General features: G+C 61.8%; 34 protein-coding genes. 32 read left to right on the top strand and 2 right to left on the bottom strand.

From position 1 onward, the window contains the following. Positions 1-328 precede the first annotated feature (328 nt). The 31 genes from rpsJ to dsbD all read left to right on the top strand — a co-directional run bounded on the left by rpsJ (position 329) and on the right by dsbD (position 17,294). Positions 329-640, top strand: a complete 312-nt coding sequence (rpsJ, locus tag LIG30_RS20735; RefSeq protein WP_004199280.1) for a 30S ribosomal protein S10 — start codon at positions 329-331, stop codon at positions 638-640. Between the two features lie 188 nt (positions 641-828). Then, on the top strand, positions 829-1,488 hold the full coding sequence (rplC, locus tag LIG30_RS20730; protein WP_051995103.1) for a 50S ribosomal protein L3: 660 nt from the start codon (positions 829-831) through the stop codon (positions 1,486-1,488). Then, positions 1,488-2,108 carry a 50S ribosomal protein L4 gene (gene rplD / locus LIG30_RS20725; protein WP_038714997.1) on the top strand — a complete coding sequence of 207 codons (621 nt, stop codon included), beginning with the start codon at positions 1,488-1,490 and terminating at the stop codon, positions 2,106-2,108. The genes rplC and rplD overlap by 1 nt, the downstream gene beginning before the upstream one ends. Next, positions 2,105-2,419 carry a 50S ribosomal protein L23 gene (gene rplW, locus LIG30_RS20720; protein ID WP_012734358.1) on the top strand — a complete coding sequence of 105 codons (315 nt, stop codon included), beginning with the start codon at positions 2,105-2,107 and terminating at the stop codon, positions 2,417-2,419. Before rplD ends, rplW begins: the two co-directional genes overlap by 4 nt. Before the next feature lie 2 nt (positions 2,420-2,421). Beyond that, a complete protein-coding gene (gene rplB, locus LIG30_RS20715; RefSeq protein ID WP_038714995.1) occupies positions 2,422-3,249 on the top strand; it encodes a 50S ribosomal protein L2 in 828 nt (275 codons plus the stop codon). A 10-nt stretch (positions 3,250-3,259) separates the two neighbouring features. Then, positions 3,260-3,535 carry a 30S ribosomal protein S19 gene (gene rpsS / locus LIG30_RS20710; protein WP_004199273.1) on the top strand — a complete coding sequence of 92 codons (276 nt, stop codon included), beginning with the start codon at positions 3,260-3,262 and terminating at the stop codon, positions 3,533-3,535. A gap of 12 nt (positions 3,536-3,547) precedes the next feature. Next, positions 3,548-3,877, top strand: coding sequence for a 50S ribosomal protein L22 (gene rplV / locus LIG30_RS20705; RefSeq protein ID WP_004199272.1), 330 nt, complete (start codon positions 3,548-3,550; stop codon positions 3,875-3,877). A gap of 11 nt (positions 3,878-3,888) precedes the next feature. Continuing rightward, positions 3,889-4,689 carry a 30S ribosomal protein S3 gene (gene rpsC / locus LIG30_RS20700; protein ID WP_038714993.1) on the top strand — a complete coding sequence of 267 codons (801 nt, stop codon included), beginning with the start codon at positions 3,889-3,891 and terminating at the stop codon, positions 4,687-4,689. Between the two features lie 2 nt (positions 4,690-4,691). Further along, positions 4,692-5,108 (top strand): 50S ribosomal protein L16, encoded by a 417-nt coding sequence (rplP, locus tag LIG30_RS20695; RefSeq protein ID WP_038714990.1) that lies wholly within the window; start codon positions 4,692-4,694, stop codon positions 5,106-5,108. Positions 5,109-5,117: 9 nt separating this feature from the next. Then, positions 5,118-5,312 carry a 50S ribosomal protein L29 gene (gene rpmC / locus LIG30_RS20690; protein WP_038714989.1) on the top strand — a complete coding sequence of 65 codons (195 nt, stop codon included), beginning with the start codon at positions 5,118-5,120 and terminating at the stop codon, positions 5,310-5,312. Continuing rightward, positions 5,309-5,581: a 30S ribosomal protein S17 gene (rpsQ, locus tag LIG30_RS20685; RefSeq protein ID WP_038714988.1), complete on the top strand. Its 273-nt coding sequence runs from the start codon at positions 5,309-5,311 to the stop codon at positions 5,579-5,581. The genes rpmC and rpsQ overlap by 4 nt, the downstream gene beginning before the upstream one ends. Before the next feature lie 307 nt (positions 5,582-5,888). Then, entirely contained in the window at positions 5,889-6,257 is a 369-nt protein-coding gene (rplN, locus tag LIG30_RS20680; protein ID WP_038714987.1) for a 50S ribosomal protein L14, read from the top strand. A gap of 9 nt (positions 6,258-6,266) precedes the next feature. Next, a complete protein-coding gene (gene rplX / locus LIG30_RS20675) occupies positions 6,267-6,578 on the top strand; it encodes a 50S ribosomal protein L24 (RefSeq protein WP_038714985.1) in 312 nt (103 codons plus the stop codon). A gap of 17 nt (positions 6,579-6,595) precedes the next feature. Continuing rightward, complete coding sequence (gene rplE, locus LIG30_RS20670; protein ID WP_038714983.1) at positions 6,596-7,135, top strand: 50S ribosomal protein L5; 540 nt, start codon at positions 6,596-6,598, stop codon at positions 7,133-7,135. Between the two features lie 7 nt (positions 7,136-7,142). Beyond that, the gene (gene rpsN / locus LIG30_RS20665) at positions 7,143-7,448 is read left to right on the top strand and encodes a 30S ribosomal protein S14 (RefSeq protein ID WP_038714982.1); all 306 of its coding nucleotides are present in this window, start codon (positions 7,143-7,145) and stop codon (positions 7,446-7,448) included. 14 nt (positions 7,449-7,462) lie between these two features. Further along, positions 7,463-7,858: a 30S ribosomal protein S8 gene (gene rpsH, locus LIG30_RS20660; RefSeq protein WP_011350677.1), complete on the top strand. Its 396-nt coding sequence runs from the start codon at positions 7,463-7,465 to the stop codon at positions 7,856-7,858. Between the two features lie 18 nt (positions 7,859-7,876). Next, complete coding sequence (gene rplF, locus LIG30_RS20655; RefSeq protein ID WP_038714980.1) at positions 7,877-8,407, top strand: 50S ribosomal protein L6; 531 nt, start codon at positions 7,877-7,879, stop codon at positions 8,405-8,407. 12 nt (positions 8,408-8,419) lie between these two features. Beyond that, positions 8,420-8,785 (top strand): 50S ribosomal protein L18, encoded by a 366-nt coding sequence (rplR, locus tag LIG30_RS20650; protein WP_038714979.1) that lies wholly within the window; start codon positions 8,420-8,422, stop codon positions 8,783-8,785. 14 nt (positions 8,786-8,799) lie between these two features. Beyond that, positions 8,800-9,318 carry a 30S ribosomal protein S5 gene (gene rpsE / locus LIG30_RS20645; protein ID WP_008343875.1) on the top strand — a complete coding sequence of 173 codons (519 nt, stop codon included), beginning with the start codon at positions 8,800-8,802 and terminating at the stop codon, positions 9,316-9,318. Between the two features lie 15 nt (positions 9,319-9,333). Beyond that, the gene (gene rpmD, locus LIG30_RS20640; protein ID WP_010106952.1) at positions 9,334-9,516 is read left to right on the top strand and encodes a 50S ribosomal protein L30; all 183 of its coding nucleotides are present in this window, start codon (positions 9,334-9,336) and stop codon (positions 9,514-9,516) included. Positions 9,517-9,544: 28 nt separating this feature from the next. Continuing rightward, positions 9,545-9,979, top strand: coding sequence for a 50S ribosomal protein L15 (gene rplO / locus LIG30_RS20635; RefSeq protein WP_038714976.1), 435 nt, complete (start codon positions 9,545-9,547; stop codon positions 9,977-9,979). A 44-nt stretch (positions 9,980-10,023) separates the two neighbouring features. Next, a complete protein-coding gene (secY, locus tag LIG30_RS20630; protein ID WP_038714974.1) occupies positions 10,024-11,370 on the top strand; it encodes a preprotein translocase subunit SecY in 1,347 nt (448 codons plus the stop codon). A gap of 9 nt (positions 11,371-11,379) precedes the next feature. Then, complete coding sequence (gene infA, locus LIG30_RS20625) at positions 11,380-11,598, top strand: translation initiation factor IF-1 (RefSeq protein WP_004521905.1); 219 nt, start codon at positions 11,380-11,382, stop codon at positions 11,596-11,598. A gap of 20 nt (positions 11,599-11,618) precedes the next feature. Continuing rightward, positions 11,619-11,735 (top strand): 50S ribosomal protein L36, encoded by a 117-nt coding sequence (gene rpmJ, locus LIG30_RS20620; RefSeq protein ID WP_004199844.1) that lies wholly within the window; start codon positions 11,619-11,621, stop codon positions 11,733-11,735. A gap of 38 nt (positions 11,736-11,773) precedes the next feature. Further along, positions 11,774-12,139 (top strand): 30S ribosomal protein S13, encoded by a 366-nt coding sequence (gene rpsM, locus LIG30_RS20615; RefSeq protein WP_038714973.1) that lies wholly within the window; start codon positions 11,774-11,776, stop codon positions 12,137-12,139. 28 nt (positions 12,140-12,167) lie between these two features. Continuing rightward, on the top strand, positions 12,168-12,569 hold the full coding sequence (rpsK, locus tag LIG30_RS20610) for a 30S ribosomal protein S11 (protein ID WP_010092939.1): 402 nt from the start codon (positions 12,168-12,170) through the stop codon (positions 12,567-12,569). 153 nt (positions 12,570-12,722) lie between these two features. Then, entirely contained in the window at positions 12,723-13,346 is a 624-nt protein-coding gene (rpsD, locus tag LIG30_RS20605; protein WP_038714972.1) for a 30S ribosomal protein S4, read from the top strand. Between the two features lie 124 nt (positions 13,347-13,470). After that, a complete protein-coding gene (locus LIG30_RS20600) occupies positions 13,471-14,448 on the top strand; it encodes a DNA-directed RNA polymerase subunit alpha (protein WP_038714970.1) in 978 nt (325 codons plus the stop codon). Positions 14,449-14,585: 137 nt separating this feature from the next. Further along, positions 14,586-14,981, top strand: a complete 396-nt coding sequence (rplQ, locus tag LIG30_RS20595) for a 50S ribosomal protein L17 (protein ID WP_038714969.1) — start codon at positions 14,586-14,588, stop codon at positions 14,979-14,981. Between the two features lie 158 nt (positions 14,982-15,139). After that, complete coding sequence (gene cutA / locus LIG30_RS20590; protein ID WP_038714967.1) at positions 15,140-15,466, top strand: divalent-cation tolerance protein CutA; 327 nt, start codon at positions 15,140-15,142, stop codon at positions 15,464-15,466. Continuing rightward, complete coding sequence (gene dsbD / locus LIG30_RS20585; RefSeq protein ID WP_038714965.1) at positions 15,459-17,294, top strand: protein-disulfide reductase DsbD; 1,836 nt, start codon at positions 15,459-15,461, stop codon at positions 17,292-17,294. Before cutA ends, dsbD begins: the two co-directional genes overlap by 8 nt. 74 nt (positions 17,295-17,368) lie before the next feature. On the opposite strand, the gene hemB is transcribed toward dsbD, so the two are convergent. Both hemB and yihA read right to left on the bottom strand, forming a co-directional pair. After that, the gene (gene hemB, locus LIG30_RS20580) at positions 17,369-18,367 is read right to left on the bottom strand and encodes a porphobilinogen synthase (protein WP_038714964.1); all 999 of its coding nucleotides are present in this window, start codon (positions 18,365-18,367) and stop codon (positions 17,369-17,371) included. A gap of 253 nt (positions 18,368-18,620) precedes the next feature. Beyond that, the gene (gene yihA, locus LIG30_RS20575; RefSeq protein ID WP_038714963.1) at positions 18,621-19,280 is read right to left on the bottom strand and encodes a ribosome biogenesis GTP-binding protein YihA/YsxC; all 660 of its coding nucleotides are present in this window, start codon (positions 19,278-19,280) and stop codon (positions 18,621-18,623) included. Positions 19,281-19,486: 206 nt separating this feature from the next. Here yihA and LIG30_RS20570 point away from each other — a divergent pair, with 206 nt between their 5' ends. Then, positions 19,487-20,140: a c-type cytochrome gene (locus LIG30_RS20570; protein ID WP_038714962.1), complete on the top strand. Its 654-nt coding sequence runs from the start codon at positions 19,487-19,489 to the stop codon at positions 20,138-20,140. Positions 20,141-20,193 lie beyond the last annotated feature (53 nt).

Below are 20,193 nucleotides of genomic sequence, written 5' to 3'. Positions count from 1 at the left end.
GTCGCAAAGATCATCGAGTAATGTCGACGATCCGCGGATTCGCATAGGATCCGCGACTTCGCAGTAGCAATGCTGTCCGGAACCGGGCGTCCAGCTTTCGCTGGCGCCCGGTTTTTTATTTCGGGCCGATCGTGGCAAGGAAGCGGGTTGCGGAAGCCCCGGGCCGGCGACAGATCCATGCCGCTGCTCCACAGAATCGTGTAGAATCACCGGCTTAGCAGTAGAAGTGCCGTCCGGGATCAGGTGCCTCGCTCCCCGCAGGCTCCGGTCTCGCGTTCTTTATTGATCTGGCGATGCAATATCGCCTTGCTCTTTTCAAGGAATTGTCATGCAGCAACAGAAAATCCGCATTCGTCTGAAGGCTTTCGACTATCGTCTGATCGATCAATCGGCTGCCGAAATCGTCGACACGGCGAAGCGGACTGGTGCAATCGTCCGTGGCCCGGTGCCGCTGCCGACGCGCATTCAGCGTTTTGACATCCTGCGTTCGCCGCACGTCAACAAGACGTCGCGCGATCAGCTCGAAATCCGTACCCACCAGCGCCTGATGGACATCGTCGATCCGACCGACAAGACGGTTGACGCGCTGATGAAGCTCGACCTGCCGGCTGGCGTCGACGTGGAAATCAAGCTGCAGTAAGGCTTCCGGCGCCGCCCGGCCAGCCGGATGGTGCTAAGTCTTTGATTGCTTGCGAAAAACGAAAAGCCTCGCTATAATGGAGGGCTTTTCGCGTATTTGCGTAAAAAGGCCGGTCTGCCTGCATCCGCTACGGACCCGGCGTTTTGTAAATTAGCCCCGACCAATCGCAGTCGGGAATGGAGAAAACGATGAGCCTTGGACTCGTAGGTCGCAAGGTTGGCATGACCCGTATTTTCACGGCTGATGGGGATTCGATTCCTGTCACCGTGCTGGACGTGTCGGACAACCGCGTGACGCAGATCAAGACTGTTGAAACCGACGGCTACACGGCCGTTCAGGTTGCATTCGGCTCCCGTCGTGCATCGCGCGTGACGAAGCCGCTGGCAGGTCATCTCGCCAAAGCCGGTGTCGAAGCCGGTGAAATCCTCAAGGAATTCCGCATCGATGCGGCCAAGGCAGCCGAGCTGTCGAATGGTGCTGTCGTCGGTACGGATCTGTTCGAAGTGGGCCAGAAGGTCGACGTGCAAGGCGTGTCGATCGGTAAGGGCTACGCTGGTACGATCAAGCGTTACAACTTCGCCTCTGGCCGTGCATCGCACGGTAACTCGCGCTCGCACAACGTGCCGGGCTCGATCGGTATGGCGCAGGATCCGGGTCGTGTTTTCCCGGGCAAGCGCATGACCGGTCACATGGGTGATGAGACGGTGACGGTTCAGAACGTCGAAATCGCTCGCATCGACGCCGACCGCAAGCTGCTGCTCGTCAAGGGCGCAGTGCCGGGTGCGAAGGGCGGCAAGGTTTTCGTGACGCCGGCCGTGAAGACGCGCGCTGTGAAGGGGGCGAAATAATGGAACTCAAGCTCCTGAATGCCAATGGTCAGGAAGGTTCGGTGGTTAACGCGTCGGACGTCGTGTTCGGCCGTGACTACAACGAAGCGCTGATCCATCAGGTCGTGGTGGCGTACCAGGCGAATGCTCGCCAGGGTAACCGCGCCCAGAAGGATCGTGAGCAAGTCAAGCACACGACCAAGAAGCCGTGGCGCCAGAAGGGTACGGGCCGCGCTCGTGCCGGTATGTCGTCGAGCCCGCTGTGGCGTGGCGGTGGTCGGATTTTCCCGAACTCGCCGGACGAAAACTTCTCGCACAAGGTCAACAAGAAGATGCATCGCGCAGGTCTCTGCTCGATCTTCTCGCAGCTGGCCCGCGAAGGCCGTCTGTCGGTCGTCGAGGACATCGTTCTCGAAGCGCCGAAGACCAAGCTGCTGGCCGAAAAGTTCAAGGCCATGGGTCTCGATTCCGTGCTGGTGATTACCGACACGGTCGACGAAAACCTGTACCTGGCATCGCGCAACCTGCCGCACGTGGCAGTTGTCGAGCCGCGCTACGCTGACCCGCTGTCGCTGATCTACTTCAAGAAAGTGCTGGTCACGAAGGCTGCGGTCGCCCAGATCGAGGAGTTGCTGTCATGAGCGAGATTCGCAAGAACGATCATCGTTTGATGCAGGTCCTGCTCGCGCCGGTGGTCTCCGAAAAGGCGACGCTGGTTGCCGACAAGAACGAGCAAGTCGTGTTCGAAGTCGCACCGGATGCTACGAAGCAGGAAGTGAAGGCAGCTGTCGAGCTGCTGTTCAAGGTTGAAGTTGATTCGGTCAACGTGCTGGTTCAGAAGGGCAAGCAAAAGCGCTTCGGCCGCTCGATGGGCCGCCGTAAGGACGTGAAGAAGGCCTATGTGTGCCTGAAGCCCGGCCAGGAAATCAACTTTGAAGCGGAGGCCAAGTAATCATGGCAATCGTGAAAGTTAAGCCGACGTCGCCGGGTCGCCGCGCGATGGTCAAGGTGGTCAACAAGAATCTGCACAAGGGCAAGCCGTTCGCAGCGCTGCTCGACACGCAGAGCTCGACCGCCGGCCGTAACAACAACGGCCACATCACCACGCGCCACAAGGGCGGTGGTCACAAGCAGCACTATCGTGTCGTCGATTTCCGTCGCACGAAGGACGGCATCCCGGCCAAGGTCGAACGTCTCGAGTACGACCCGAACCGCAGCGCGAACATCGCGCTGGTGCTGTACGCAGACGGCGAGCGTCGCTACATCATCGCGCCGAAGGGTGTGACGGTTGGCCAGCAGCTGATGTCGGGTTCGGAAGCGCCGATCCGTGCAGGCAACACGCTGCCGATCCGCAACATCCCGGTCGGTACGACGATCCACTGCATCGAGATGCTGCCGGGCAAGGGCGCGCAAATGGCGCGTTCGGCCGGTACGTCGGCAATGCTGCTGGCGCGCGAAGGCGTCTACGCGCAGGTTCGCCTGCGTTCGGGCGAAATCCGCCGCGTGCACATCGAGTGCCGTGCAACGATCGGTGAAGTGGGCAACGAAGAGCACAGCCTGCGCCAGATCGGCAAGGCAGGCGCGAACCGCTGGCGCGGTATCCGCCCGACGGTGCGTGGCGTTGCAATGAACCCGGTCGATCACCCGCACGGTGGTGGTGAGGGCAAGACGGCTGCAGGTCGCGACCCGGTGAGCCCGTGGGGCACGCCGGCGAAGGGTTACCGCACCCGCAGCAACAAGCGCACGACGACGATGATCGTCCAGCGCCGTCACAAGCGTTAAGGAGTAGGCAATGGCACGTTCTGTAAAAAAAGGTCCGTTCTGCGACGCCCATTTGCTGAAGAAAGTTGAGGCGGCTGCAGCTTCGCGCGACAAAAAGCCGATCAAGACCTGGTCGCGTCGCTCGACGATTCTGCCGGATTTCATCGGCCTGACGATCGCTGTTCATAACGGCCGTCAACACGTTCCGGTGTACATCTCGGAAAACATGGTCGGCCACAAGCTTGGCGAGTTCGCACTGACCCGTACGTTCAAGGGTCACGCGGCCGACAAGAAGGCCAAGAAATAAGGGGCAATCAAGATGGAAGTGAAAGCAATTCATCGCGGTGCCCGCATCTCGGCGCAGAAAACGCGCCTTGTGGCTGACCAGATCCGCGGTTTGCCGGTCGACAAGGCGCTGAACGTTCTGACGTTCTCGCCGAAGAAGGCGGCTGGCATCGTGAAGAAGGTCGTGCTGTCGGCGATCGCGAATGCGGAGCACAACGAAGGCGCCGATATCGACGAGCTCAAGATCAAGAGCATCTATGTCGACAAGGCTGCATCGCTCAAGCGTTTTACCGCGCGCGCCAAGGGCCGCGGCAACCGCATTGAGAAGCAATCCTGTCACATCACTGTGACGGTCGGGAATTAAGGGGTCATACGATGGGACAGAAAATTCATCCGACTGGCTTCCGTTTGGCCGTCAGCCGCAATTGGGCGTCGCGTTGGTACGCGAACAACAACAATTTCGCGGCGATGTTGCAGGAAGACATCGGTGTTCGTGAATACCTGAAGAAGAAGCTGAAGAACGCTTCGGTGGGTCGCGTCATCATCGAGCGTCCGGCGAAGAACGCGCGCATCACGATTTTCAGCTCGCGTCCGGGTGTCGTCATCGGCAAGAAGGGTGAGGATATCGAACAGCTGAAGACGGAACTGCAACGCCGCATGGGCGTGCCGGTTCACGTCAACATCGAGGAAATCCGCAAGCCGGAAACCGATGCACAGCTGATCGCCGACTCGATCACGCAACAGCTCGAGCGCCGGATCATGTTCCGTCGCGCGATGAAGCGTGCGATGCAGAACGCGATGCGTCTGGGTGCCCAGGGCATCAAGATCATGAGCGCCGGCCGTCTGAACGGTATCGAAATCGCTCGTACCGAGTGGTATCGCGAAGGCCGCGTGCCGCTGCACACGCTGCGTGCCGACATCGACTACGCAACTTCGGAAGCGAAGACGACGTACGGGATCATCGGCGTCAAGGTGTGGGTGTACAAGGGTGACACGCTCGGCCGTAACGATGCGCCGGTGGTGGAAGAAGTAGCCGAAGACAAGCGTCCGCGTCGCAATGCGCGTCCGGGCGACCGTCGTCCGCGCCGTGACGGCGAAGGCGGCGCTCCGGGTGCTCGCCGTGGCGCACCGCGCCGTGGCGCCGGCAAGCCGGAAGACGGCAAGACTGGAGAATAACGATGCTGCAACCGAAACGCAGGAAGTATCGCAAAGAGCAGAAGGGTCGTAACACCGGCAAGGCGACGCGCGGCAACGCCGTGTCGTTCGGTGATTTCGGCCTGAAGGCGATCGGTCGCGGCCGTTTGACCGCGCGTCAAATTGAAGCGGCGCGTCGTGCAATGACGCGTCACATCAAGCGTGGCGGCCGTATCTGGATTCGCATTTTCCCGGACAAGCCGATCTCGCAAAAGCCGGCCGAAGTGCGGATGGGTAACGGTAAGGGTAACCCGGAGTACTACGTCGCCGAGATTCAGCCGGGCAAGATGCTCTATGAAATGGATGGCGTATCCGAAGAACTGGCACGCGAAGCGTTCCGTCTGGCCGCAGCGAAGCTGCCGCTGAAGACGGCGTTCATTGTGCGCCAGCTCGGCGCCTAAGGAGAAAACATGAAGGCTTCCGAACTTCTCCAGAAAGACCAGGCCGCGCTCAACCAAGAGCTGTCGGACCTGCTGAAGGCGCAATTCGGCCTGCGCATGCAACTCGCGACCCAGCAGCTCACGAACACGAGCCAGCTGAAGAAGGTTCGTCGCGACATCGCACGCGTGCGGACCGTCCTGACTCAGAAGGCGAACCAGAAATGAACGATAGCGTGAAAACCTCGCTGAAGCGGACGCTCGTCGGTAAGGTCGTCAGCAACAAGATGGACAAGACCGTCACCGTGCTGGTCGAGCACCGCGTCAAGCACCCGATCTACGGCAAGTATGTCGTGCGCTCGAAGAAGTACCACGCGCACGATGAAGCGAACACCTGCAACGAAGGTGATCTCGTCGAAATCCAGGAAACCCGTCCTGTTTCGAAGACGAAGGCCTGGGCGGTGTCGCGTCTCGTCGAGGCGGCCCGCGTGATCTAAGCGGGACAGGCAGTAACAGGCACTTCAGCAATGAAGTGCCTGAAATCGCAAAGTTTTTGCTTGCGTGACCGGGATTATTTGTTATAATTCCGGTCTTCCCTCTTTGTGGGAGCCCCGTCGCGGGCGAAGTTAATGGTGGGGGAAGCGGACGGGCGCCAGCCTGCTCCGAAAGATTCACCGAATTGCGATGGCGGGTTTCGTTTGCCGTCGCTGCTGTTCCAACCCAAGCAGCCGATAGGCTGACGGGACCAAGACTGACCGAGTGCGCCATGGTGGTGTATTCGGATTAAGTTGGGAAAGACAAACCATGATCCAGACCGAAACTCGGCTTGAAGTAGCCGACAACACGGGTGCGCGTGAAGTCATGTGCATCAAGGTGCTCGGCGGCTCGAAGCGTCGTTATGCCAGCATTGGCGACATCATCAAGGTGAGCGTCAAAGAGGCAACGCCGCGCGGGCGTGTGAAGAAAGGCGAAATCTACAATGCCGTGGTGGTTCGCACCGCCAAGGGCGTGCGTCGTCAAGACGGTTCGCTGATCAAGTTCGACGGCAACGCCGCTGTGCTTTTGAATAACAAGCTTGAGCCGATCGGCACCCGCATCTTCGGGCCGGTCACGCGTGAGCTGCGTAGCGAACGATTCATGAAGATCGTTTCGCTTGCGCCGGAAGTGCTGTAAGGAGTCGCGATGAACAAGATTCGCAAAGGTGACGAAGTCATCGTCATCGCCGGCAAGGACAAGGGCAAGCGCGGCGTCGTGCTGGCTGTTGGTGCCGACGATCGTGTGACGGTTGAAGGTATCAACCTCGTCAAGAAGCATGTGAAGCCCAACCCGATGAAGGGTACGACGGGCGGCGTGGAAGCGAAGACGATGCCCCTGCATATTTCGAACGTCGCGCTCGTCGACGCGAATGGCAAGGCGTCGCGTGTTGGCATCAAGGTCGAGGAAGGCAAGAAGGTTCGCTTCCTGAAGACGACCGGTGCCGTACTGAGCGCCTGACGCAGCGGAGTAAAAAAATGGCTCGTTTTCAAGAGTTTTACAAAGAGAAGGTTGTTCCCGGCCTGATCGAGAAGTTCGGCTACAAGTCGATCATGGAAGTGCCGCGTCTCACCAAGATCACCCTGAACATGGGCCTTGGCGAAGCCGTCGCTGACAAGAAAGTGATCGAGCACGCCGTCGGCGACCTGACGAAGATCGCAGGCCAGAAGCCTGTCGTGACGAAGGCTCGCAAGGCAATCGCAGGCTTCAAGATTCGCGAAGGCTATCCGGTCGGTGCGATGGTGACGCTGCGCGGCCAGGCGATGTACGAATTCCTGGATCGTTTCGTGACGGTTGCGCTGCCCCGCGTGCGCGACTTCCGCGGCGTGTCGGGTCGTGCATTCGACGGTCGTGGCAACTACAACATCGGTGTGAAAGAGCAGATCATTTTCCCCGAAATCGATTACGACAAGATCGACGCGCTGCGTGGGCTGAACATCAGCATCACGACGACTGCGAAGACCGACGAAGAAGCGAAGGCGCTGCTCGCCAGCTTCAAGTTCCCGTTCAGAAACTGAGGTTACCGTGGCTAAACTGGCACTGATCGAACGTGAAAAGAAGCGCGCTCGTCTCGCACAAAAGTACGCGCCGAAGCGCGTGGCACTGAAGGCGATCATCGACGACGCGAGCAAGTCCGAAGAAGAGCGTTATGCCGCTCGCCTCGAGCTGCAGCAACTGCCGCGTAACGCGAACCCGACCCGCAAGCGTAACCGCTGCGCGATCACGGGCCGTCCGCGTGGCACGTTCCGCAAGTTCGGCCTCGCGCGCAACAAGATTCGTGAAATCGCGTTCCGTGGCGAGATTCCTGGCCTGACCAAGGCGAGCTGGTAATAGGAGAAACGTAAATGAGCATGAGTGATCCTATCGCCGATATGCTGACTCGCATCCGCAACGGGCAGATGGTCGAGAAGGTATCGGTGTCGATGCCCTCGTCGAAAGTCAAGGTTGCAATCGCGCAGGTCCTGAAGGACGAAGGCTATATCGACGATTTCGCCGTGAAGGCGGAAGGCGCGAAGTCCGAACTGAATATCGCGCTGAAGTACTACGCCGGCCGCCCGGTCATCGAACGCATCGAACGCGTGTCGAAGCCTGGCCTGCGCGTGTACCGTGGCCGTAACGACATTCCGCAGGTCATGAATGGCCTCGGTGTGGCAATCGTGTCGACGCCGAAGGGCGTGATGACCGACCGCAAGGCGCGCGCTACGGGCGTCGGCGGCGAAGTCATCTGCTACGTCGCTTAACCGAAAGGAGAGAGGAACATGTCTCGAGTAGGTAAGAGCCCGATCGCGCTGCAAGGCGCGGAAGTCAAGCTGGCCGACGGTGCGATCACCGTCAAGGGCCCGCTGGGCACCATCACGCAAGCGGTCAATCCGCTCGTGAACGTGGCGAACAACGACGGCACGCTGAATCTGTCGCCGGTCGACGAAAGCCGCGAAGCAAATGCACTGTCGGGCACGATGCGCGCGATCATCGCGAATGCCGTGCACGGCGTGACCAAGGGTTTCGAGCGCAAGCTGACGCTGGTTGGCGTCGGTTATCGTGCGCAAGCGCAAGGCGACAAGCTGAACCTGTCGCTGGGTTTCTCGCACCCGGTGGTGCACCAGATGCCGGAAGGCGTCAAGGCTGAAACCCCGACGCAAACCGAAATCGTGATCAAGGGGATCAACAAGCAACAAGTCGGCCAAGTGGCAGCGGAAGTCCGCGGCTACCGTCCGCCGGAGCCCTACAAGGGCAAGGGCGTGCGCTATTCCGACGAGGTTGTGATCCTCAAAGAAACGAAGAAGAAGTAAGGGTGCGCAATCATGGATAAGACTCAATCTCGCCTGCGCCGCGCTCGCCAGACGCGTATCAAGATCGCTGAGCTGCAGGTCGCGCGTCTCGCCGTGCATCGCACGAACACGCACATCTACGCTCAAGTGTTCTCCGCATGCGGCACCAAGGTGCTGGCAAGCGCGTCGACGCTCGAAGCTGAAGTGCGCGCAGAGCTCGCCGACAAGTCGGGCAAGGGTGGCAACGTCGCCGCCGCGACGCTGATCGGCAAGCGTATCGCCGAGAAGGCAAAGGCCGCCGGCATCGAATCCGTCGCCTTCGACCGCTCGGGCTTCCGCTACCACGGCCGCGTGAAGGCGCTGGCTGAGGCAGCTCGTGAAGCTGGGCTCAAGTTCTAAGGAAGGAATTCGTCATGGCAAAGATGCAAGCGAAAGTTCAGGCTGACGAACGCGACGACGGCCTTCGTGAAAAGATGATTTCGGTCAACCGCGTGACCAAGGTCGTGAAGGGTGGCCGTATTCTCGGCTTCGCCGCACTGACCGTGGTTGGCGACGGCGATGGCCGCATCGGTATGGGCAAGGGCAAGGCGAAGGAAGTGCCGGTTGCCGTCCAGAAGGCAATGGAACAAGCGCGTCGCAACATGTTCAAGGTGCCGCTCAAGAACGGCACGCTGCAACACGAAGTGCACGGCAAGCACGGCGCATCGGCGGTCCTCCTCGCTCCGGCGAAGGACGGTACCGGCGTGATCGCCGGCGGCCCGATGCGCGCCGTGTTCGACGTGATGGGCGTTCAGAACGTCGTGGCGAAGAGCCACGGTTCGACGAACCCGTACAACCTCGTGCGTGCAACGCTGGACGGCCTGCGCAAGCAGTCGACCCCGGCCGACATCGCGGCGAAGCGCGGCAAGTCCGTCGAAGATATTTTGGGCTAAGCCCAGGTGGTCACCATGTCTGAAAAAACTGTCAAGGTTCAGCTCGTCAAGAGCCTGATTGGGACCCGCGAAACGCACCGTGCCACTGTGCGCGGTCTGGGTCTGCGTCGCCTCAATTCGGTCAGCGAGCTTCAGGATACGCCGGCGGTGCGCGGCATGATCAACAAGGTCTCGTACCTTGTTAAGGTCATCGGTTAAGCGGCCGACTACGGATCAAGGAGTTGATATGGAATTGAATAACCTGAAGCCGGCTGCAGGCGCCAAGCACGCAAAGCGTCGCGTGGGCCGCGGCATCGGTTCCGGCCTCGGTAAGACGGCCGGCCGTGGTCACAAGGGTCAGAAATCGCGTTCGGGCGGCTTCCACAAGGTTGGCTTCGAAGGCGGTCAGATGCCGCTGCAACGTCGTCTGCCGAAGCGCGGCTTCACGTCGCTGACGAAGGAATTCGTCGGTGAAGTGCGCCTGGGCGACCTCGAGAAGCTGCCGGTCGACGAAGTCGATCTGCTCGCCCTGAAGCAAGCCGGCCTGGTCGGTGAGCTGACGAAGAGCGCGAAGATCATCGCCACCGGCGAGATCAAGCGCAAGATCGTCGTGAAGGGTCTCGGCGCCACCAAGGGTGCGCGTGCTGCGATCGAAGCGGCTGGCGGTTCGTTTGCCGAGTGACACGCATCGCGCGTCGTCACTAGCATTTGCATCGGAGAAGGTACGTGGCTAACAGCCCGAGTCTTGCAAAACCCGGTCGAAGCACGGCGAAGTTCGGCGATCTGCGCCGGCGGGCAATGTTCTTGCTGCTGGCGCTGATCGTCTATCGCATCGGCGCGCACATTCCGGTGCCGGGCATCGATCCGGATCAACTGGCGAAGCTGTTCCAGAGCCAGGCGGGCGGCATCCTGGGCATGTTCAACATGTTCTCGGGTGGCGCACTTTCCCGCTTCACGATCTTCGCGCTGGGGATCATGCCGTACATCTCGGCGTCGATCATCATGCAGCTGATGGCGATCGTCTCGCCGCAGATGGAAGCGCTGAAGAAGGAAGGCCAGGCAGGCCAGCGGAAGATCACGCAGTACACGCGGTATTTCACCGTGGTGCTCGCGACCTTCCAGGCGTTCGGCATCGCTGCCGCATTGGAGAACCAGCCGGGTCTCGTCACCGATCCCGGCATGCTGTTCCGTCTGACCACGGTCGTTACGCTGGTCACGGGCACGATGTTCCTGATGTGGCTGGGTGAGCAAATCACCGAGCGGGGTCTGGGCAACGGCATCTCGATCATCATCTTCGGCGGGATCGCAGCAGGGTTCCCGAATGCCGTCGGTGGGTTGCTCGAGCTGGTGAAAACGGGTTCGATGGGGCCGTTCTCGGCGATCATCATCGTGGTTCTGATTGCCGCGGTGACTTACCTGGTCGTGTTCATCGAACGCGGTCAGCGCAAGATCCTCGTGAACTACGCGAAGCGCCAGGTCGGCAACAAGATCTACGGTGGCCAGTCGTCGCACCTGCCGCTGAAGCTGAACATGTCGGGCGTGATTCCGCCGATCTTCGCATCGTCGATCATTCTGTTCCCGGCAACGATCCTGAGCTGGTTCAGCTCGGGTGAGCGCAAGGGCTGGTTCTCCGACACGCTGCATAACGTGGCGGAAGCGCTGAAGCCGGGTCAGCCGGTCTATGTGCTGCTGTACACGCTGGCGATCGTGTTTTTCTGCTTCTTCTACACCGCACTGGTGTTCAACAGCAGGGAAACCGCGGACAACCTGAAGAAGAGCGGCGCGTTCGTGCCGGGCATCCGTCCGGGCGACCAGACCGCACGATATATCGACCGCATCCTCACGCGTCTGACGCTGGCCGGTGCGATCTACATCGTCTTCGTGTGTCTGCTGCCGGAATTCCTGGTGCTGCGCTGGAATGTGCCGTTTTATTTTGGTGGAACGTCGCTGCTGATCATTGTCGTCGTCACGATGGACTTCATGGCGCAGGTGCAGTCGTACGTTATGTCGCAACAGTATGAGTCGCTGCTCAAGAAGGCCAACTTCAAGGGCGGCAACGTCCCAATGCGTTGATAAGAGCTTATGGCCAAAGACGATGTAATCCAGATGCAGGGTGAGGTGATCGAAAACCTCCCGAATGCTACCTTCCGGGTGAAGCTGGAGAACGGCCATGTCGTATTGGGGCATATCTCCGGAAAGATGCGGATGCACTACATCCGCATCCTCCCGGGCGACAAGGTGACGGTTGAATTGACGCCTTACGATCTGTCTCGTGCGCGGATCGTGTTCCGGGCGAAGTGATTTGAAAAAAGGGTAATATCATGAAAGTGATGGCATCGGTTAAGCGCATTTGCCGCAATTGCAAGATCATCAAGCGCAAAGGCGTGGTTCGCGTGATCTGCAGCTCGGATCCGCGCCACAAGCAGCGCCAAGGCTGACCGCGCGTTTGTTTGCGCTTTTTGTTTGAGGAAAAACAATGGCTCGTATCGCAGGGGTTAACATCCCGAATCACCAGCATACCGAGATCGGCCTGACGGCAATCTTCGGTGTCGGCCGCACGCGCGCGCGCAGCATCTGCGTGGCTTCGGGTGTGGAATTCTCGAAGAAGGTCAAGGACCTGACCGACGCAGACCTCGAAAAGCTGCGTGAAGAAGTGGGCAAGTTTGTCGTCGAAGGCGATCTGCGCCGTGAAGTGACGATGAACATCAAGCGCCTGATGGACCTCGGCTGCTATCGTGGCGTGCGTCATCGTAAGGGTCTGCCCATGCGCGGTCAGCGTACGCGCACGAACGCCCGTACTCGCAAGGGTCCGCGTCGTGCAGCGCAAGCGCTGAAGAAGTAAGCGGAACTGACAGTTACAGGAAAACGTAATGGCTAAGGCTTCGAACACCGCGGCGCAACGCGTTCGCAAAAAGGTTAAGAAGAACGTCGCTGAAGGCGTGGTTCACGTCCACGCGTCGTTCAACAACACGATCATCACGATCACCGATCGCCAAGGCAACGCCCTGGCATGGGCGACGTCGGGCGGCCAGGGCTTCAAGGGCTCGCGCAAGTCGACGCCGTTCGCTGCCCAGGTTGCTGCCGAGTCGGCTGGCCGCGTGGCGATGGAATATGGCGTGAAGAATCTGGAAGTGCGGATCAAGGGTCCCGGCCCGGGTCGCGAGTCGGCAGTGCGCGCACTGCACGGCCTCGGCATCAAGATCACCGCGATTTCGGATGTGACGCCGGTTCCGCACAACGGCTGCCGTCCGCCGAAGCGTCGCCGCATCTGACGATGCGCTGGCACGTTCGTGCTGGCGCGTTGCCTGTCGCCGCATTGCGTCGACGGGCTGTGCTTTTTTGATTGACTAAGCCCACCGTTCGCCCCAAAGGGTGCGAACTAGCGCGGATTCCGATCCGCGTGACGATTGATAAAGGAATGCAAAGTGGCACGTTATATCGGCCCTAAAGCCAAGCTGTCCCGCCGTGAAGGCACTGACCTCTTCCTGAAGAGCGCGCGTCGCTCGCTCGCCGACAAGTGCAAGCTCGACAGCAAGCCGGGCCAGCATGGCCGTATCTCGGGCGCGCGTACGTCCGACTACGGCACGCAGCTGCGTGAAAAGCAGAAGGTCAAGCGTATCTACGGCGTGCTGGAGCGTCAGTTCCGCCGCTACTTCGCCGATGCCGACCGTCGCAAGGGCAACACGGGTGAAAACCTGCTGCAACTGCTCGAGTCGCGCCTCGACAACGTCGTGTACCGCATGGGCTTCGGCTCGACCCGCGCTGAAGCACGTCAGCTGGTGAGCCACAAGTCGATCACGGTGAACGGCGTCGTCTCGAACATCCCGTCGCTGCAAGTGAAGAGTGGCGACGTGGTCGCGATCCGCGAAAAGGCGAAGAAGCAAGCGCGTATCGTCGAAGCGCTGTCGCTGGCCGAGCAAGGCGGCATGCCGAGCTGGGTCGCGGTCGATGCGAAGAAGTTCGAAGGCACGTTCAAGCAAATGCCGGAGCGCGCTGACATCGCTGGCGACATCAACGAAAGCCTGATCGTCGAATTGTACTCGCGTTAATCCGATTGACGGCCGAGGCCCCCCGATTGCGTTCAGCAAGGGGGGGCCTCGGCTGTTTATTTTCAGGGTGTTACCGGTCAGCCTTATCGGTGTAACGAGCCGAGGGTATTGAAAAGGAAAACCTATGCAGACCAGTTTGTTGAAACCCAAGATCATCGCCGTGGAATCGCTGGGCGAGAACCACGCGAAGGTGGTCATGGAGCCGTTTGAACGCGGTTACGGCCACACCTTGGGCAATGCGCTCCGCCGCGTGCTGCTGTCGTCGATGGTGGGCTATGCGCCGACCGAGGTGACCATCGCGGGCGTCGTGCACGAATATTCGACGCTCGATGGTGTGCAAGAGGACGTCGTTAACCTGCTGCTGAACCTGAAGGGCGTGGTGTTCAAGCTGCACAACCGCGACGAAGTGACGGTGACCCTGCGCAAGGAAGGCGAAGGCGTCGTCACGGCCGGCGATATCGAGCTGTCCCACGATTGCGAAGTCATCAACCCGGATCACGTGATTGCGCATCTGTCGAAGGGCGGCAAGCTCGACGTGCAGATCAAGATCGAGAAGGGCCGCGGTTATGTGCCGGGCAACGTTCGCCGCTACGGTGAAGACACGGCCAAGATCATCGGCCGCATCGTGCTGGACGCGTCGTTCTCGCCGGTTCGCCGCGTGAGCTACGCCGTCGAAAGCGCGCGTGTCGAGCAGCGTACCGACCTCGACAAGCTCGTGATGAACATCGAGACGAGCGGCGTGATCACCCCGGAAGAAGCGATCCGCCAGTCGGCACGCATCCTGGTCGATCAGCTGTCCGTGTTCGCGGCGCTGGAAGGCACGGAAGCGGCTGCGGAAGCGCCGTCGCGTGCACCGCAGATCGATCCGATCCTGCTGCGTCCGGTCGACGATCTCGAGCTGACGGTTCGTTCCGCGAACTGCCTGAAGGCCGAGAACATCTATTACATCGGCGACCTGATCCAGCGCACGGAAAACGAGCTGCTGAAGACGCCGAACCTCGGTCGCAAGTCGCTCAACGAGATCAAGGAAGTGCTCGCTTCGCGCGGTCTCACGCTGGGCATGAAGCTCGAGAACTGGCCGCCGGCTGGTCTCGACAAGTAAGCCCGGTTGATGTTGTAACTGGTCAAGATGCGGATTTTCTTCTAAAATCCGCATCTTGCTTTTTTCGGTACCGGCCCGTGCACCCTGTCGGGTGCGATAGAAGAGCTGGATCAAAACTTTGAATCAAGGAAACTGAAATGCGCCATCGTCATGGTCTGCGGAAACTGAACCGCACGAGCAGCCACCGTCTGGCTATGCTCCGCAACATGTCCAACTCGCTGATCGAGCACGAAGTCATCAAGACGACGCTGCCGAAGGCGAAGGAACTCCGTAAAGTCGTCGAGCCGCTGATCACGCTCGGCAAGAAGCCGTCGCTCGCGAACCGCCGCCTGGCGTTCAACCGCCTGCGCGATCGTGACTCGGTCGCGAAGCTGTTCGACGTGCTCGGTCCGCGTTTCGCGAACCGTCCGGGCGGCTACCTGCGCATCCTGAAGTTCGGCTTCCGCGTCGGCGACAACGCACCGATGGCACTGGTCGAACTGCTGGATCGTCCGGAACTGGTCGAAGCGGAAAACGTCCAAGAAGCTGAATAAGCGTCTCGGCACGTAGCAAGAAAGGGCTAAGCGATTGCTTGGCCCTTTTTGTTTTGGTGCGCCGCGATGTGGTCGATTGTCGCAGCACGGCGCGTCGGCGCCGACATGCCGCGTGCGCTACGATACGGCGCAAGCGGCGTAACGAGCAGGAGGTGCGTATGGTGGTGGTGCTGATGTTGACGACGGTGCCGGATGCAGCGGCCGCGCAGTCGCTGGCCGACGGTGCGCTGACTGCGCGTCTCGCGGCGTGCGTGTCGGAACTCGGCGCGATCCGTTCGCGCTATCACTGGCAAGGCAAGGTCGAGACCGCCGACGAAATTCAGTTGCTGTTCAAGACCAGCCCGGTTCGCGCGCTCGAACTGGAGCGATTTATTCAGGCGCATCATCCGTACGACACGCCTGAAATCGTGTCATGGCAAGCCACCGCGTCGTCGTCATATGGCCAGTGGGTGACCGGCGAAACTCAACGTCTATTTCATGTTTAACCGTATGGATCTTCGCCTGCGTGCCGGCACGCGCTGGTTTTTCGCACTGCTGTTGCCGCTCGTGCTGATGCTGGGCGCGGTGTCGCTCGCGCGCGCAGCCGACGACTTTCTCGATCCGTCGGCCGCGTTCCGCTTCAGCGCGAGCGAAGCGCCGGGGCAGGTCGACATTCACTTCAAGGTCGCCGACGGCTATTACCTGTACCGCGAGCGCTTCGCGTTCGTGGTCAGGAGCGGGCAGGCGACGCTCGGCGAGCCGCAGCTTCCCGCCGGCCACGTGAAGTTCGACCAGACTTTCCAGAAGAACGTCGAGACGTATCGCGGCGACGTGTTGATCCACGTGCCCGTCAAGCAGGCGTCAGGGCCGTTCGAGTTGGCGGTGACGTCGCAAGGCTGCGCGGACGAGGGGATCTGCTATCCGCCCGCCGAGCACGTCGTGAAGGTGAGCGGGGACGCGCTGGGCGCGGCTGCGTCGGCGTCCCATGATGCCCCGGTCGGCAGCTGGTTCGAGCGTCTCACGAGTGCGGAATACGCGAAGTCGTTGCTCGAGGGCCAGGGCTTTTTCACGATCGTCGCGCTGTATTTCGTGGCAGGCATGGTGCTGAGCCTGCTGCCCTGCTCGTATCCGATGATCCCGATCGTATCGGCGATCATCATCGGCCAGGGCACGCGCGCAACGCATGCGCGTGGCTTCGCGTTGTCGCTGACCTACGTGATCGGCATGGCGCTCGTCTATACGGTGCTCGGCGTTGCCGCGGCGCTCGTCGGCCAGAGCCTCGGCGCATGGCTGCAGAATCCGTGGGTACTGGGCAGTTTCGGCGTGCTGCTGAGCGCGTTCGCGGTGTCGCTGATTTCCGGCAAGGACATCGCGCTGCCGCATCGCTGGCAAAACGGCGCGTCGCAAGCGACGACGGGCCGCAACGGCGGCCACTTCGCGGCGGTCGCCGCGATGGGCGCGCTGTCGGCGCTCGTCGTCGGCGCATGCATGACCGCACCGCTGTTCGCGGTGCTGGCGTTCATCGCGCATACCGGCAACGCGCTGCTGGGCGGCGCGGCGCTATTCGCGATGGGGCTCGGCCTCGGCGTGCCGCTGTTGATCGTCGGCGTCGGCGCGGGCACCCTGCTGCCGCGTGCCGGTACCTGGATGGACGGTGTGAAGGTGTTCTTCGGCATCGTGCTGCTCGCCGCCGCGCTGTGGATCGTCTGGCCGGTGCTCGGCGGTGCGTTCCAGATGATGCTCGGCGCATTGTGGCTGCTGGTCGCCGCCGCGGCGCTCGGGCTGTTTACGCCGCACTCCGGCGCGCAGTCGATCTGGCAACGGCTCGGGCGCGGGCTGGGCGCCGCGCTGGCGATCTGGGCGGCCGCGCTGCTCGTCGGCCTCGCGGCGGGTTCGACCGACCCGATCAAGCCGCTGGCGGTGCTGGCCGCACGGTCGGCCGCCGTCGCGGCCGGCGCGCCTGCCGCACCGGAAGGGCCGGCTTTCGCGCCGGTCGCGTCGATCGCGGAGCTCGACGCGCTCCTCAAGACGTCGCAGCAGCCCGTGATGCTCGATTTCTATGCCGACTGGTGCGTGAGCTGCAAGGAGATGGAGCATCTCACCTTCACCGACGCACGGGTGCAGGCGCGACTCGCGCAGCTCCACCTGGTGCGCGCCGACGTCACCGCGAACAGCGTGGACGATCAGGCGCTGCTCAAGCGATTCAGCCTGTTCGGCCCGCCCGGCATCATCTTCTTCGATCGCAGCGGCAAGGAAATCGCGCGCGTGGTCGGCTATCAGGCGGCGGAGGCTTTCCTGCGCAGTCTCGATCGCGCGGCGGCGCCGTCGGTGTAACCGGCACGCGTTCGCGGCGCGAAAAAAAGGCGAGGCGCCAATGGGCCTCGCCTTTTTGCCCGTGACGCCGGGAATCAGCGCTGCGCCTTCAGCAGACGGGCGGCGTCGAGCGCGAAGTACGTCAGCACGCCATCGGCGCCGGCACGCTTGAACGCGAGCAGCGACTCGAGCACCACCTTGTCGTGATCGAGCCAGCCGTTCATCGCCGCGGCCTTCAGCATCGCGTATTCGCCGCTCACCTGATACACGTAGGTCGGGAAGCGGAACTCGTCCTTCACGCGGCGCACGATGTCGAGGTACGGCATGCCCGGCTTGACCATCACCATGTCCGCGCCTTCCTCGATGTCGAGACGCACTTCGCGCAGCGCTTCGTCGGTGTTGGCCGGGTCCATCTGGTAGGTCATCTTGTTGCTCTTGCCCAGATTCGACGCGGAGCCGACTGCATCGCGGAACGGGCCGTAGAACGCCGACGCGAATTTCGCGGAATAAGCCATGATGCGCGTGTGGATATGGCCTTCGCTTTCGAGCATCTCGCGGATTGCGCCGATCCGGCCGTCCATCATGTCCGACGGCGCGACGATGTCGACGCCGGCCTCGGCCTGCGCGCGGCTCTGCTCGAGGAGGATTTCGACGGTTTCGTCGTTGATCACGTAGCCGGCCTCGTCGAGGACGCCGTCCTGCCCGTGGCTCGTGTACGGATCGAGCGCGACGTCGGTGAGCACGCCGAGCTCGGGGAAGCGCTTTTTCAGCTCGCGCACCGCGCGCGGGATCAGGCCGTCGGGATTGGCCGCCTCGCGGCCGTCAGGGGTCTTGAGCGACGGCTCGATCGCCGGGAACAGCGACAGGACGGGCACGCCCAGCTCGACGCACTGTTCGGCGACACCCATCAGGAGATCGACGGAAACGCGCTCGACGCCGGGCATCGACGGAACCGCCTGGCGTTCGTTCGTCCCGTCGACGACGAACACCGGATAGATCAGGTCGTCGGTCGTGAGATGGTTTTCGCGCATCAGGCGGCGCGAGAAGTCGTCGCGGCGCATCCGGCGCGGACGATGATGCGGATAGAAGCTCATGGCGATAGGGCAGAAATAAGGGCAATAAGGGAGCTTACAGAACCCTTAGGTTATTTTTCGAGGCATTGGTATATGATAGCGATCGAGCGGTGCGCGTTGCGCGACGCTCCCCGCTTCTCCTCCCTGAGCGGGTGCCTGTCGTTATTCGATAAGGCTGTTTGACCCGCCGTTTGACGGCGGGTTTTTTTATGCGCGGATCGAAGCGGCAGGCCCGTCAGGTGCGCGCCGCGGATGCCGGCGGCGCGTTGCCCGGTTATTTTGCTACAGCGTCGCCGTCTTCGCTGGCGACCGACGGACGCAGCCAGCTCTCGATCAGCGCGTGTGCATCGTCGAGGCCCGTGCGCTTGAGCGCCGAGAACAGCTGGACCGTCAGCGCGCCCCGGACGCCGGCGTCGCGGTACGCATCCAGCGCCTTTTGCGTGGTGCGCAGCGCGTTGATGCTTTCCTGTCGCGTCAATTTGTCGCATTTGGTCAGCAGCGTGTGGATCGGCTTGCCGGTCGGCGTGAACCACTCGATCATGCGGCGGTCCAGCTCGGTCAGCGGGCGGCGCGAGTCCATCATCAGGATCAGGCCGCACAACTGCGAGCGGGTCGCCAGGTAGGACGACAGGAGCGCCTCCCAGTGCGCCTTCGCGGCGCCCGGCACTTCCGCGTAGCCGTAGCCCGGCAGGTCGACCAGGTTCGCGACCGGCTCGGCCGCGGGGCCGACCGAGAAATAGTTGATGTGCTGCGTGCGGCCGGGCGTCTTCGACGCGAACGCGAGCCGCTTCTGGTTGCACAGCACGTTGATCGCCGTCGATTTGCCGGCATTCGAGCGGCCCGCGAAGGCGATTTCCGGCTGCACCGTGGGCGGCAGGTCGCGCAGGTGGTTGACGGTCGTGTAGAAGCGGGCTTGGTGGAGCAAAAAGGCCATGGGAACCGGGGGGGCGACGGGCGGCGCGAGCCGCTTGGTGGAGGCGGGGTAGCCCCGATAGGCGCAGGGGCTTTCAGCGCGATATTGTACAATACGCCCGTTTTACCGAAGGCCACGGGCGTTTGCGTCGCGCGCTTCTGCGGTAGACTGACCGCCGTCGTTTATTGCAGAACCTCAATTCCCACAAGACGAAACAGGGTGTGCGAATGAATCGACTGTGCAAGTCTCTGATGGTGCTTCAGGTTGCAGCAGGGTTCGCAGGTTTCGCAGCGACGGCAAAGGCGGCGGATGCGGCAAAGCCGGATCTGGATCGCGGCAAGGCGATCGCGGCGCAAGTGTGCGCTTCGTGCCACGGCGCGGACGGCAACAGCGCGTCGGGCGGGTTTCCGAAGCTGGCCGGCCAGCTTCCCGAATACCTGGTCAAGCAGTTGAACGATTTCAAGGCGCAGCCGGGCGCGAAGGGGGCGGCGCGCATCAACGCCGTGATGGTGGGATTCGCGAGTGCGTTGACCGAGCTGGACATGCGCAACGTGGCCGCGTATTACGCGTCGCAGGCCCCGCAGCTCGGCGCCGCGCACAACGCGGCGACCGTGCCGATCGGCCAGAAGATCTACCGTGGCGGCATCGGCGAAAAGGGCGTGCCCGCGTGCGCGAGCTGCCACGGGCCGACCGGCCAGGGCGTGCCCGCGCAGTATCCGCGTCTGTCGGGGCAATGGGCGGATTACACCGTCGCGCAGTTGAGCGCGTTCCAGCAAGGGGCCGGCGCGCGCAACAACAACGAGGCGATGCATCAGATCGCGTCGCGCCTGACGGACGGCGAGATCAAGGCCGTGGCCGATTACATCGCCGGCCTGCGCTGAGCGTCGATCGAGGATGGAGTTGACCGGGCGCCCGACGGGCGTCCGGCGTCAGA

It is taken from the genome of Burkholderia sp. lig30, assembly GCF_000687455.2.
GTDB lineage: Bacteria > Pseudomonadota > Gammaproteobacteria > Burkholderiales > Burkholderiaceae > Burkholderia.
Note: the sequence above shows the minus strand (reverse complement) of the source record. Positions and strands in the feature narration are given on the sequence as shown.

Coding starts and splice junctions, on each gene's coding strand:
- rpsJ (WP_004199280.1), top strand. CDS start 329: ATGCAGCAACAGAAAATCCGCATTCGTCTGAAGGCTTTCGACTATCGT.
- rplC (WP_051995103.1), top strand. CDS start 829: ATGAGCCTTGGACTCGTAGGTCGCAAGGTTGGCATGACCCGTATTTTC.
- rplD (WP_038714997.1), top strand. CDS start 1,488: ATGGAACTCAAGCTCCTGAATGCCAATGGTCAGGAAGGTTCGGTGGTT.
- rplW (WP_012734358.1), top strand. CDS start 2,105: ATGAGCGAGATTCGCAAGAACGATCATCGTTTGATGCAGGTCCTGCTC.
- rplB (WP_038714995.1), top strand. CDS start 2,422: ATGGCAATCGTGAAAGTTAAGCCGACGTCGCCGGGTCGCCGCGCGATG.
- rpsS (WP_004199273.1), top strand. CDS start 3,260: ATGGCACGTTCTGTAAAAAAAGGTCCGTTCTGCGACGCCCATTTGCTG.
- rplV (WP_004199272.1), top strand. CDS start 3,548: ATGGAAGTGAAAGCAATTCATCGCGGTGCCCGCATCTCGGCGCAGAAA.
- rpsC (WP_038714993.1), top strand. CDS start 3,889: ATGGGACAGAAAATTCATCCGACTGGCTTCCGTTTGGCCGTCAGCCGC.
- rplP (WP_038714990.1), top strand. CDS start 4,692: ATGCTGCAACCGAAACGCAGGAAGTATCGCAAAGAGCAGAAGGGTCGT.
- rpmC (WP_038714989.1), top strand. CDS start 5,118: ATGAAGGCTTCCGAACTTCTCCAGAAAGACCAGGCCGCGCTCAACCAA.
- rpsQ (WP_038714988.1), top strand. CDS start 5,309: ATGAACGATAGCGTGAAAACCTCGCTGAAGCGGACGCTCGTCGGTAAG.
- rplN (WP_038714987.1), top strand. CDS start 5,889: ATGATCCAGACCGAAACTCGGCTTGAAGTAGCCGACAACACGGGTGCG.
- rplX (WP_038714985.1), top strand. CDS start 6,267: ATGAACAAGATTCGCAAAGGTGACGAAGTCATCGTCATCGCCGGCAAG.
- rplE (WP_038714983.1), top strand. CDS start 6,596: ATGGCTCGTTTTCAAGAGTTTTACAAAGAGAAGGTTGTTCCCGGCCTG.
- rpsH (WP_011350677.1), top strand. CDS start 7,463: ATGAGCATGAGTGATCCTATCGCCGATATGCTGACTCGCATCCGCAAC.
- rplF (WP_038714980.1), top strand. CDS start 7,877: ATGTCTCGAGTAGGTAAGAGCCCGATCGCGCTGCAAGGCGCGGAAGTC.
- rplR (WP_038714979.1), top strand. CDS start 8,420: ATGGATAAGACTCAATCTCGCCTGCGCCGCGCTCGCCAGACGCGTATC.
- rpsE (WP_008343875.1), top strand. CDS start 8,800: ATGGCAAAGATGCAAGCGAAAGTTCAGGCTGACGAACGCGACGACGGC.
- rpmD (WP_010106952.1), top strand. CDS start 9,334: ATGTCTGAAAAAACTGTCAAGGTTCAGCTCGTCAAGAGCCTGATTGGG.
- rplO (WP_038714976.1), top strand. CDS start 9,545: ATGGAATTGAATAACCTGAAGCCGGCTGCAGGCGCCAAGCACGCAAAG.
- infA (WP_004521905.1), top strand. CDS start 11,380: ATGGCCAAAGACGATGTAATCCAGATGCAGGGTGAGGTGATCGAAAAC.
- rpmJ (WP_004199844.1), top strand. CDS start 11,619: ATGAAAGTGATGGCATCGGTTAAGCGCATTTGCCGCAATTGCAAGATC.
- rpsM (WP_038714973.1), top strand. CDS start 11,774: ATGGCTCGTATCGCAGGGGTTAACATCCCGAATCACCAGCATACCGAG.
- rpsK (WP_010092939.1), top strand. CDS start 12,168: ATGGCTAAGGCTTCGAACACCGCGGCGCAACGCGTTCGCAAAAAGGTT.
- LIG30_RS20600 (WP_038714970.1), top strand. CDS start 13,471: ATGCAGACCAGTTTGTTGAAACCCAAGATCATCGCCGTGGAATCGCTG.
- rplQ (WP_038714969.1), top strand. CDS start 14,586: ATGCGCCATCGTCATGGTCTGCGGAAACTGAACCGCACGAGCAGCCAC.
- cutA (WP_038714967.1), top strand. CDS start 15,140: ATGGTGGTGGTGCTGATGTTGACGACGGTGCCGGATGCAGCGGCCGCG.
- dsbD (WP_038714965.1), top strand. CDS start 15,459: ATGTTTAACCGTATGGATCTTCGCCTGCGTGCCGGCACGCGCTGGTTT.
- hemB (WP_038714964.1), bottom strand. CDS start 18,367: ATGAGCTTCTATCCGCATCATCGTCCGCGCCGGATGCGCCGCGACGAC.
- yihA (WP_038714963.1), bottom strand. CDS start 19,280: ATGGCCTTTTTGCTCCACCAAGCCCGCTTCTACACGACCGTCAACCAC.
- LIG30_RS20570 (WP_038714962.1), top strand. CDS start 19,487: ATGAATCGACTGTGCAAGTCTCTGATGGTGCTTCAGGTTGCAGCAGGG.